Raw genomic sequence first — 11,130 nt, 5'->3', positions numbered from 1 at the left:
GAGCCGCGGCGGCGGGCGCGGCCGGAGCCGCTGCCGGGGCCGGGGCGGCGGCCTGGTTGTTTCCGGAGTCGGTTGTCTTCTCCGGCGTGTAGTCGGCGAGGAACTCGTGCCAGCTCTCATCGACCGACGACGGGTCCTGTTTGTACTTCTGGTACATCTCGTCGACAAGCCACTGGTTCTGTCCGAACTGGTCTGTTGAGCTGCTCACAGCAGGTGTTCGCCTCATTTCGTTCTTCGCGCTGCGACGTTTGTGACGTGCCCGGCACGGGTAATCGGCTCTATGCGCGCCGATGCGCCCCCTCTGAGGATATGCCCACGCCCGTTCGGCGGTCGGCATGGACTACCACCGAGTGGACGCGTGCCCTGATAAGGACTCGTCCTGGTTCGACAATATTCCTTCTTGCGCGCCCGCCGCTGCCCACAACCGGGAGTACTGGCCGCCGGCCCGCAGTAGTTCGTCGTGGGTGCCGATTTCGGCGATGCGCCCGTGCTCCACCACGGCGATTCGATCGGCCTGCGCAGCGGTCGCAAGCCTGTGCGCGACGATAATCGCGGTCCGCCCGCGTGTCACTGATCTGCTCGCCACCAGCACCGACGCCTCGGCCGCCGGGTCCAGCACGGCCGTGGCCTCATCGAGTAGCAGCAGATCCGGATGTACGAGTTCGGCACGAGCCAGGGCAATGAGCTGCCGCTGCCCCGCCGACAGCCCGCGACCGCGTTCGCCGACCGGCTGCTCGAATCCGTGCGGTAGGGCCGCGATTGTGTCGAGCGCGCCTACTTCATCGGCCGCGTCCGCGATGTGTGAGGTCGTGGCGAAAGGTTTGCCAAATGCAATGTTGCTGGCGACGTCGCCGGTGAACAGGTGAGCTTCCTGCGGCACGACGCCCAGCCGGGAGCGGAAGTCGGTGAGCTGGTAGTCGCGGATATCGACGCCATCGACGTAGATGCCGCCGGTACCGGAGTGTGTGGGAGTCGCGCTCGCCGCTGCCGCCGCGCTCGCCTCGGACGCCGTGCCCGTCGGTGACTTCGCCTGTTTCGTCATTCCGGCGTGCTTTTGGCCGGAATCCACACGCGGCATGTCATAGAGCCGCGCCAGCAGTTTCACGATCGTCGACTTGCCCGCACCCGTCGCGCCGACCAGTGCCAGGCTGCCGCCCGCCGGGATCCGCAGCGTGACACCGTCCAGGGCGGGGGTGGGCGCGCCCGCGTACTGGAAGCGCACATTGTCGAACACCACCTCACCGCGGAGGCCGCCGTCGATGGTGACCGCGTCATCCGGATCGGGTGCGATGGAGGATTCGGTGCGCAGCAGTTCGCCGATCCGCCGCAGGCCCACCCGGGCCTGCTGATAGCTGTCGAACAGTTGCGACAGCTGGTGAATGGGCCCGAACAGCAGGCCCAGGTACAGCACGAATGCCACCAGGGTCCCGGCGGTCGTGGTCCCCTGCGCCACCTGCCGGGCACCCGCGAACACCACCGCCGCCAGGGCCAGATCCGTCCACGCGCCCACGAAGGAGAAGAACACCGCGATCGCCCGCTGCGCCCGCATCCGGCTCACCCGGTACCGGTCGGAGTACTCCGCGAATCGATGCGCCGCCTGCGGCTCGTGCCGATACGCCTGCACCACCCGCAGTCCCGATACGTTCTCCTGGAAATCGGCGTTCACGGTGGCCGCGTGCTCGCGCGCCTGGGTGTAGGCCGACCCCGAGACCTTCCGGAAACCCCAGGTGGCCAGGGCCAGCGGCGGTATCGCCGCGAACACCACCAGCGCGAGCTGGACGTCGATCACCAGCAGTGCCACCGCGATTCCCGCGACGGTCAGCAAACTGACCAGAACCTCCGGCACCCCCGTCTGCAAGAACGTCGACAGGGCGTCGATATCGGTGGTCATCCGCGTCATGATCCGCCCGGACAATTCCCGCTCGTAGTAGTCCAGGCCGAGCCGTTGCAAATGCGCGTAACTGCGCACCCGCAGCCCGTACAGCACCCGCTCCCCGGCCCGGGACGCCCACACCAGTGCCACCGAGGCCACGATCCACCCGAGTACCACCAGGACCGCACCGAATACGGCCGCCCAGCCCAGCGCTCCGGTCTTTCCGCCACTGACCCCCGTGTCGATCGCGTACCGAACTATGGATGGAAACCCCACGCTCGCAACAGCCTCCACCGCGAGCAACGCCATGGTGCCCGCGATCAGCCAGCGCACCGGCCGCAGGGCCCGCGTCAAACGGAACCCCGGATCGGGCTCTCGCAACCGTTGCTCATCGAATTCCGGCTGCTCGGTGGCGGGTCCGAGACGGGTCAGCGACCGCCGAACTTCCGGGGGTGTATCGCGATCGATGTCCGCTGCCGCGGTCGATTCCGCTGCGGAGTCCTGCTTCGTCGCGTCACGCGCCGATACCACCGCCGGAGCTGAGGGGGTGTGCGCGGTGGCCTCCGGTGCACCGTTCGCGAGTGGCGACATCGCTCTTCGCTTCTCGCGCACCGTCTCACCGGCCGCGGTCGTGCTGATCGGGTGAGCGGCGGGAAGCTGCGATGGTGTTGCGTGGGTGGCTCCCGCCCCCTCTGCACCCTCACTGATCCGCTGGGCCCGGGCGGGCGTTGTGCCGCTCGAGCTCGCATCGTTGCGGCGCGGGGCGGGGAGGGGTACCCAGGCGTCATGGGGCGACATCCCGAGCGGACCCCGTGCTACGGCGTGCTCATGCTGTTGACCGTCATGGTCGGCGGTCTCTGGGTGCGCGACTGGCCGATCGTCTGGTCGCGCGTCCTCGGCTTCGCCGTGCTGTTCGCCATGGCCCTGGTCGGCTTTGTCATGACGTTCCGCGACTACTCCTGAGCGGTGCTCGTCGGAGTCGGCAGCTTCGAGCTCGACGGTCGGTCCCCGGTGGACCGGCTTTGCTGCCGAACCCGTCGCGTCGAGCTGGGAGGCGACCGTGAATCCCGGGTCAGGCAGGCGAATTACGCGGTCGGCACGGGCCAGGGTGGATTCGCGGTGGGCCAGGATCAGGGTCGTGCGGCCGCTGGCCGGGAGGGCGTCGAAGATCGCGGCTTCGGTGAGGGCGTCCACGGCGGAGGTGGCGTCGTCGAGGATGAGGACGCGGGGGTCGGTGAGGAGGGCCCGGGCCAGGGCTATGCGCTGGCGTTGGCCGCCGGAGAGGGTGAGGCCGCGTTCACCGACGACGGTGTCGTAGCCCTGGGGGAGCGTCTCGATGAAATCGTCGGCGACGGCGATTTTGGCGGCCTCGCGGATTTCGGTATCGGTGGCGTCGGGGCGGCCGAGGGCGATATTGGCGGCGATGGTGTCGGAGAACAGGAACGGTTCGTCGAAGACCACGCTGATGGCCGACCGCAGATCGGCGGCGCGGAGGTCGGTGATATCGACCTGGGAGTCGGTGCCGCGCAAGGTGATTTGTCCCGTGTCGGGGGTGTAGAAGCGGGGAAGCAGCAGGGCGAGGGTGGATTTGCCGGAACCCGCGGCACCGATGATGGCCACCGTCTCACCCGGGGCCACGGTCAGGTCGAAGTCGCGCAGGATAGGCCGGTCGGTATCGAATCCGAATGTCAGCGAATCGATGTCGACACCCAGTGGTCCCGAGGGCAGCGCGACCGGATGCTCCGGATCGGTGCGGGGCGGGGCGCTGTCGATCACCTGATGCACACGTTCGGCGGCGGCGCGGGTCAGCTGCGCCATGACCAGCACCGAGGAAATGGTGCGGGTGGCGGCGGTCATGGTCGCGACATACGCGGTGAACGCCAGGAAGGTGCCGATGCCGATCGCGCCCTCGAGTGCCAGCAGCCCACCGATGGCGATGACCGCCACCAGCCCGGCCTGAGGAATGGCGGATAGGGTCGGCGCGAACCGGGCATCCAGTTTCGCGGCGCGCATCCGCTCCGCGAACAGCCGTCGACCGTGCCCCTCCAGCACCCCCACCATGCGCGCTTCCTGCCCGAAGCCCTTCACCACGCGCACCCCGGTGACGGTCTCCTCCACATGCTGCGCCAGATCCGCCGCCCGCTGCTGCGCCGACCAGGTGGCCGCGTACAGCCGCGGCCGAATCCGGTACACCACCACCGCGATAGCGGGCACCACCAGCAACGCTGTCAATGCCAGCGGTGGTGACAGCCAGATCATCACTCCCGCCGCCAGCACGAATTGCAGCGCCGCCATCATCGACCAGGGCGCCATGGCCAGCAGGCCCTGCACGAGTTGCAGATCGGTAATGGACCGCGACACCACCTGCCCCGTGCGTAGCGCGTCCTGCCCCCGCCCATCGAGGCGTTGCAGCGCCCCCAGCAGATCGAGCCGCAATTCGTGCTGCACGTCGAGAGCGAGCTGCCCCGCCAGCAACCGCCGCGCGAACGTGGCGAAGAACCGTCCGACCGCGAGGGCCGCCATCAGCGCCGCCATCACCCCGATGATCGCGGTATCCCCGGCGGTCGCCCCATCGAGGGCCCGCTTGGCCAACAGCGGCCCGGTCACCTCTACCAGAGCCCCCGCTAACAACGCCGCGACAATCGCCCCCAGCAACCAGGGGTGCTCACGACACCGAGCCCACAATCGCCGAATCCACCCGGGGGCATCCCCACCTGCCCGCCCGGCCACCGCCGCATCAGTCTCGATCGCGCTCATCCCCATCGACGGTAATGACCTCCACCGACGCCCTTTTGTTCCCGCACCCCGTTCGTGCCGACCCGCCGCCTCGAGTCCGACTCGGGTCTCAGCACCCGCGCCGCCAGCTGCCCGGCTGCCTGACCGCCGGGACCAGGCCGCTCGACCGCCGGGACCTCGCCGCCTGATACCTCCCTGGTCATTCCGGCGTGCTTTTGGCCGGAATCCACATCCGAGAGTTCGCGCTACCCGGTGGATCCCGGCCAAAAGCGCGCCGGGATAACGGGTCATTCGGTCCTCGCGGTGCTTCCGGCAGTGCGCTCGGCACGGGGTCCCGCGCTTGCGCTCGGCACCGGTCCCACGCGTCCGCCCAGCATCGGGACCTACGCTTGTGTCGGGCGGCCGGGCCGTGGTCCGCTGGAGATCGCTCGACCACACTTCGAACGGAGCCGCCCATGCCGATTCAGCGCCTCAATCACGCCGTCCTGTTCGTGTCCGATCTGGAGCGTTCGGCCGCGTTCTACGGTGACGTGCTCGGGTTCCGGCGGATCGGCGGGTTCCCCGGTGGGGTGTTCCTCCAGGCGGAGGGGTCGGCCAATGACCACGACCTGGGGCTGTTCCAGTCGCAGGATGCCGCGACCGCGCACCGGACCGGGCGGGTCGGGCTGTACCACCTGGCCTGGGAGGTGGACACCCTGCGCGAATTGCAGCGGATCGAGGGCAAGCTCACCGCTGCGGGGGTGCTGCGCGGGGCATCCGATCACGCGTCGACCAAGGCGCTCTACGCGGCCGATCCGGACGGCATCGAATTCGAGGTGTGCTGGCTGGTGCCGGACTCGGCGGTGGAGCGGGAACTTCGGGAGATGACCGCACCCACACGGCCGCTGGATCTGGCGGCCGAGATCGCCGTGTACGGGGCGGATACCCCGGGTGGACCGCGTACCGATCACGCTGTCTGGCAGCGACTTTCGGCCGGTCCGGAAGTGGACTGACGGACCGGTCAGAGTTCGCGTTCGCGCAGCAACCACCACGCCGCGGTGACCAGACCCGTGGTCCACACCAGCAGCACTACGATGGCCGCGGGCGTGGGGGCGATGAAGGCGGCATCGGGGAACGAGCCGACGGTGGCGGTTCCGACGGTCGCCGAGGCGGGCAGGATGGTCGCGACACCCGGTATGCCCAGGGCGTCCGCCGTCACCCACACCAGCGGTTCCAGAATCGACCAGCCGATCAGGACCGCGACGGCCTGGGTGGGGGAGCGCAGCACGAAACCCAGCGCCGCACCGATCAGCGACCAGCACACCGCGGCCAGCAGTACCCCACCGAGCAGCGCGTAGAACGAACCCTCGATCTGAATCCGGTCGCGACCGAACAGCAGGAACGCGCCGATCCCGAGCACCTCCAGCGTCAGCACCGTCAATAGCGTGAACACCGCCGCCACAACCATTTTCGCGCCGAGTAGGAGGTTTCGGTCGGGCGTGAACAGCGAGCTCACCGGCAGCGTCCGATAGCGGTACTCCGATCCGGCGGCGACGGCCCCGAACACCCCCGCCAGCACAATGGCCGCCGCTAATATCAGCACCGCCGCGGCCAAAGCCCCACCGGCGGTGAGGAACCCGTCCTCCGCATCGCTGCCCAGTGCCGCCTCCACCGTGAACCCGGCCACCGAGAACACGATCGCGCCGATCACGACGAGGGCCGTCGCGGTCATCCAGTTCATGCGCAGCGAGGTGACCTTGCGAACCTCGGACGTCCCGGCCCGAACTACGGCGGCGGGCACGGTGCGGATCATGGAGTACCTCCGGTGCGGACCCGGGAAGCTGGGTCGGAATCGGTAAACGACAACAATATTCGTGAGCGACCCCGTGGTGCGTCGGAGGGCTCGCCGGGGCAGGGCGAAACGCTCGACGGTCGATGCGGCGATTCGACGCGTCGCACCGCACACACGCCCTGCACCCGGAGCGACAGATGGCGACCGCCGACCGGGCGGACGCGCGTGGGTGGCCCGACTTCGGTGTGCCCTCGGACCGAAGCGCTCGTGCCCGGTTCCGCTGATACCGCAGTCACCGGGACATTCCGTACGCGGCGGGCGCGGAGTAGGAAGGTGCGGCGTAGGCGGGTGTGGCCGGGCCGCGGGTGAGGGTGGCGAGGACCTGGTCGGGATGGATGTGTTCGGCGGTGACCTCGGTGAGCTGGACCTGTGCCGCCGCGGCCGCCGCCTCGAGTTGGGCGACACTCGCCTCCGCCACGGCCAGCCGACCGTCGGGTCGCATCACCGCATCCGTGAAGCCCTGGGCGGCAAGGGCGGTGGCGAAGGCGATCTGGCTGGAGGACTTCACCAGCAGCCGATCCGGATGGCTGCGCCGCAGCCGCGCCGGACTGCCCTGATACGCGATCGCGCCGTGGTCGAGCACGATCAGTTCATCGGCGACCGGCAGTGCCGCGCTCAGCGTGCGGGTGGTGAGCAAGACGGTGCCGCCGCGCCGGGTATGCGTGCGCAGATAGTCGTAGAGCCAAGCGGTTTCGGCCCCGTCCAGACCGAGGGTGGGGTCGTCGAGCACCAGCAGCGGCGGCTCGCCGAGCAGCGCGACGGCCAGTGCCAGTCGGGTCTGCATACCCGGAGTGAAACCGAGTATCCGCTGATCGGCTACCGCATCCAAGCGCACCAGCGTGAGCAATTCATCCACGCGGTCATCGGAAACACCTGCGGCGGCGGCGAATACCCGCAGTTGATCACGGGCGGTGCGAGCGGGATGCAGGCCGCGCGGAGTGAGCATCGACCCCACCGCCTGACGCCCACGTTGCACCCCCGAACCCGGTCCGCCGATATTCGCGGTGCCGGAGGTGGGCGTCAGCAGTCCGAGCAGCATGCGCAGGACGGTCGTCTTGCCCGCGCCGGGCGGGCCGACGAGTACGGCGACCGTCCCGGCGGGCACCACGAAACTCACGTCACGCACCGGAGTTTCGACACCGAAGGACTTGCTCAGCCCGGTGACGGCGAAGGCGAGTGGCCGGGCCCGGCTCATCGCGGCTGCTGTTCGGGGGTCGACGGCGGCGTGCTGTTCGACTCGATGGCGGTCAACGGATCGGCCTCGATGATCAGCGGCCGCGGCCACGCCAACGGCGCGGGTCCGAATGCCTGACGCGAATTGTCGATCAGCCGGTGGCCGAGCGCCCGGTTGCCGAAACCACCGATGGCGGCACCGATTCCGGCGGGCAGCACCTTGCCCAGCATCAACGCGCTGCGTTTGGTGATGAACTGCACCAGGAATCGTTTGAGCAGCGAATCGTTCATGGAGCGGATTCCGGGAATCTTATTGGTGAGCAGCGTTCCCCAGTTCTTGGCGGAATGGCCCACGGTCTTCTGCACGATTTCCATACCGCTCTCACCGAGCACCACCGCCAATACCAGGGCGCGGCGGCGTTCCTTGTCCTCGGGTGCGACACCGTGCACGGCCGCAACGGCCAGCGTATACAGCGCGGAGGCCTCCAGGAAGAACGCCGTCTCGGCGGTCATGGCCGCTACCGAGGCAACGGTGCCGACACCGGGCACCGCTGCGGTCGCCCCGACGGCGGTACCGCTACCGGTCACCGTGGTGAGATACAGCTTCTCGAGCCGTGCGTTGATCTGTGCCGGAGATTCCCCCGGATGACTCTTGCGCAGCCGCTCCACATACTTCGTGACGGCCGGGCCCTGTAGCTGTGATCCGTTGTCGAGCAGCGAGACGACCGCCTTCTCCAACCCGCCTTTGAACATCGACAACTCCCCTCTGTGTCCGGTCTCCGACCAGAACTCTATGGCACTGTATCTTTTGCCTCCGCTCCGCTCCGGCGGTTCGCGGCCCTATCAACCCCGGTCTTCCCTCCCTCCGCTCCTCCGCTTCGCTCCCCCGCTCCACTCAGTCCAGACCGGGGCGGGCCGCGAACAACGGGGGTTTCGGTGACACTCCTGTTAGTACCCGGATTTGCGGGATGTGCACACGAATGTGAGGCGAACGCTCCCGGAGTTCGCGGCGGGCGCTGCCGCGTATTCGCCAGGATTTCGCCGCGGGTGGTGGCGCGCGGCTACCCGGCCTACCGTGAACTGGTGACCGGTGTGTCCGAAGGCGCACGGGGTCTGCCGGACCCGCGCCTGCGCCCGTACGTCCTCGAATACGAGGGCTACCTGCTGCGCGGCTTCGCGCCGGGCAGCCACGTGGGCATGCCGTCAACGGTGCTGACGGTAATCGTCACCATCGATGAGCCCATCGAGGTGGCCGTATCCTCGCATCCGGAGCAGGCGGGCGGCTGCTGGGACACCCTCGCCAGTGGCTTGACGGTGCGGCCGACGGTCATCGCCCATCAGGGTTTTCAGCACGGCATCCAGTTATCGCTGACGCCGCAGGGTGCGCGGGCGCTGTTCGGGATGCCCACCGCCGCGCTCGGCTCCTGGATGGTGGGGTTGGACGAGGTGCTCGGCGCGGGCGCCGCGGAGCTGTACGAGCGGGTGTCCGCGGCGGCGACCTGGCCGGAGCGGTTCGCGATCTTCGACGAGATCCTGCTGCGGCGGGTGGAGCCGGTGCGTTGGAATCCGGAGTTGGTGCGGGCCTGGGAACTGCTGTCGGGACCCGATCCGGGGGTACGGGTGGCCGCCGTCGCTGATGAGATCGGTTGGAGCCGAAGGTATCTCGTCAACCGCTTTACCGCCGAGTTCGGTATCACGCCGAAGGACGCGGCGCGGCTGGCCCGTTTCGGTCGTTCGCACGCGATGCTGCGGCAATCGGATGTGCCGAGTCTGGCGGCGGTGGCGGCGCTGGCCGGGTACTACGACCAGGCGCATATGGCCCGTGAATGGCGTGAACTGGCGGGAATGCCGCCGTCGGTCTGGCGCGAACGCGAGGTGTTCCCATTCGTCCAAGACCAACTGCCCTACGGTGCGGAACCCTCGTGCTATGACTGAGACAAGCTCGACGAAAACCTCGACCGAGACAACGACCGCACGAACCGGCACCGCCCTGTGGCCGTGCCTCACCTATCGTGACCCGCGCGCCGCGATCGCCTTCCTGGAGAACGCCTTCGGCTTCGAAACCCGCGCCTGCTACGCCGAGGGCGACGTGGTCCACCACGCCGAAGTGGTCTGGCCCTCCGGCGGCGGCGTCATGCTCGGCTCCTGGCGCGAGGATATGGCCGCCAAGGAGCTGCCTGCCGGCGCGGGCTGCGTCTACCTGGCCCTCGACGATCCGGCGTCCGTCTACACCCGCGCCCGTGCGGCCGGCGCGACCATCGTCCGCGAACTCCGCGATGAGGAAGACTACGAATCCCGTGGCTTCACCTGCCGCGACCCCGAGGGCGTCTACTGGAGCTTCGGCACCTACCGCGGCACACCCGCGTCGGAATGACCGGGCTCACCGGGGCGGTATGAAGGAGGTAGCCATCGGTCAGGCCGGAGCGTGGCCCTCGGGAACACGCTCGGCCGACACCGGCGGTGGGGGAGGTGTGCCATCGCCGAAGGGGCGGCCGCCCAGGGCTTCTCGACCGTGCGGGCTCAGCCAGTTGGCCAGGTCCGGGCCCTTCGGAACGATCCGTGTCGGGTTTATATCCGTGTGGACGATGTAGTAGTGCTCTTTGATCTGGGTGAAGTCGATGGTGTCGCCGAACCCGGGAGTCTGGTACAGATCGCGGGCGTAAGCCCACAGCACGGGCAGTTCGGACAGCTTGTCGCGATTGCACTTGAAATGTCCGTGATAGACCGGATCGAAACGGGCCAGGGTGGTGAACAACCGTAGGTCGGCTTCGGTAATGGTGTCGCCCACCAGGTATCGCTGAGTCGACAGTCGGTCCGACAGCCAGTCCAGCGCGGTGAAGAGCCGGTCGTAGGCGGCATCGTAGGCGTCCTGTGAACCCGCGAATCCGCAGCGGTAGACGCCATTGTTGACCTCGGTGAAGACGCGCCGGTTCACCGAATCGATTTCGCCGCGCAGGTCCTCCGGGTACAGCTTCGGCGCGCCCGGCCGGTGGTATTCGGTCCACTCGGTGGAGAAGTCGAGGGTCATCTGCGCATAGTCATTGGTGACCACCTGCCCGGTCCGCTCGTCCACGAGGGCGGGCACGGTGATACCGCGCGGATAGTCGGGGAAGCGCTTGAAGTACGCGTCGGCCAGGAAATGAATACCCAGCACCGGATCCACGCCACCCGGATCGAGATCGAAGGTCCAACTGCGCTTATCGTGCGTGGGCCCGCAAAGCCCCAGGGACAGCACCGGTTCCAGCCCCAACAGCCGCCGCGCGATCAGGGTGCGGTTGGCCCAGGGGCAGGCCCGTGCGGCCACCAGCCGGTAGCGGCCGGGCTGCACCGGATACCCATCGCGCCCATCGGCGGTAACCCGGTCCTCGATGTAGTTCGTATCCCGCTTGAACTCGCCGGGCTCGACGTAACTGCCGCTCTCCGATTTCGACGTGGTCACCGGGCCAGTCTGGCAGACGGCGTGCCGCCGGACGAGCGTTCGACAGCGGTGGGCCGCCACACTCCGGTCCCGTCGACT

The 11,130-nt window shown here is 68.4% G+C and carries 9 protein-coding genes; 3 read left to right on the top strand and 6 right to left on the bottom strand.

Annotated elements, in window-relative coordinates; genetic code table 11:
* Positions 1–208 (bottom strand): 2-oxoglutarate dehydrogenase E1 subunit family protein (locus tag NU1_RS40435; RefSeq protein WP_245720199.1); only part of this gene is annotated, 208 nt, incomplete at its 3' end.
* Between the two features lie 132 nt (positions 209–340).
* The gene (locus NU1_RS18915) at positions 341–4,630 is read right to left on the bottom strand and encodes an ABC transporter ATP-binding protein (protein ID WP_157552488.1); all 4,290 of its coding nucleotides are present in this window, start codon (positions 4,628–4,630) and stop codon (positions 341–343) included.
* Positions 4,631–5,064: 434 nt separating this feature from the next.
* On the opposite strand from NU1_RS18915, the gene NU1_RS18910 reads away from it, so the two are divergent.
* A complete protein-coding gene (locus tag NU1_RS18910; protein WP_067523113.1) occupies positions 5,065–5,601 on the top strand; it encodes a VOC family protein in 537 nt (178 codons plus the stop codon).
* Between the two features lie 8 nt (positions 5,602–5,609).
* Here NU1_RS18910 and NU1_RS18905 read toward each other — a convergent pair whose 3' ends face one another.
* From NU1_RS18905 to NU1_RS18895, 3 genes are all read right to left on the bottom strand, one after another.
* Complete coding sequence (locus NU1_RS18905; RefSeq protein ID WP_067523112.1) at positions 5,610–6,401, bottom strand: ABC transporter permease; 792 nt, start codon at positions 6,399–6,401, stop codon at positions 5,610–5,612.
* Positions 6,402–6,672: 271 nt separating this feature from the next.
* Positions 6,673–7,635, bottom strand: coding sequence for an ABC transporter ATP-binding protein (locus tag NU1_RS18900; RefSeq protein WP_067523111.1), 963 nt, complete (start codon positions 7,633–7,635; stop codon positions 6,673–6,675).
* The gene (locus NU1_RS18895) at positions 7,632–8,366 is read right to left on the bottom strand and encodes a hypothetical protein (RefSeq protein WP_067523110.1); all 735 of its coding nucleotides are present in this window, start codon (positions 8,364–8,366) and stop codon (positions 7,632–7,634) included. The genes NU1_RS18900 and NU1_RS18895 overlap by 4 nt, the downstream gene beginning before the upstream one ends.
* 330 nt (positions 8,367–8,696) lie before the next feature.
* On the opposite strand from NU1_RS18895, the gene NU1_RS18890 reads away from it, so the two are divergent.
* Positions 8,697–9,548, top strand: coding sequence for a helix-turn-helix domain-containing protein (locus tag NU1_RS18890; RefSeq protein WP_067523117.1), 852 nt, complete (start codon positions 8,697–8,699; stop codon positions 9,546–9,548).
* Positions 9,541–9,987 carry a VOC family protein gene (locus NU1_RS18885; protein ID WP_067523109.1) on the top strand — a complete coding sequence of 149 codons (447 nt, stop codon included), beginning with the start codon at positions 9,541–9,543 and terminating at the stop codon, positions 9,985–9,987. Before NU1_RS18890 ends, NU1_RS18885 begins: the two co-directional genes overlap by 8 nt.
* A 39-nt stretch (positions 9,988–10,026) precedes the next feature.
* Here the strand turns inward: NU1_RS18885 and NU1_RS18880 are convergent, their stop codons facing one another.
* Positions 10,027–11,052, bottom strand: a complete 1,026-nt coding sequence (locus NU1_RS18880; RefSeq protein WP_067523108.1) for a glutathione S-transferase family protein — start codon at positions 11,050–11,052, stop codon at positions 10,027–10,029.
* Between the last annotated feature and the right edge of the window lie 78 nt (positions 11,053–11,130).

Origin of the sequence: Nocardia uniformis NBRC 13702 (assembly GCF_001613345.1) — a bacterium.
GTDB lineage: Bacteria > Actinomycetota > Actinomycetes > Mycobacteriales > Mycobacteriaceae > Nocardia > Nocardia uniformis.
The sequence above is the reverse complement of the archived record's forward strand: the minus strand, read 5'-3'. Positions and strand labels throughout refer to the sequence as shown.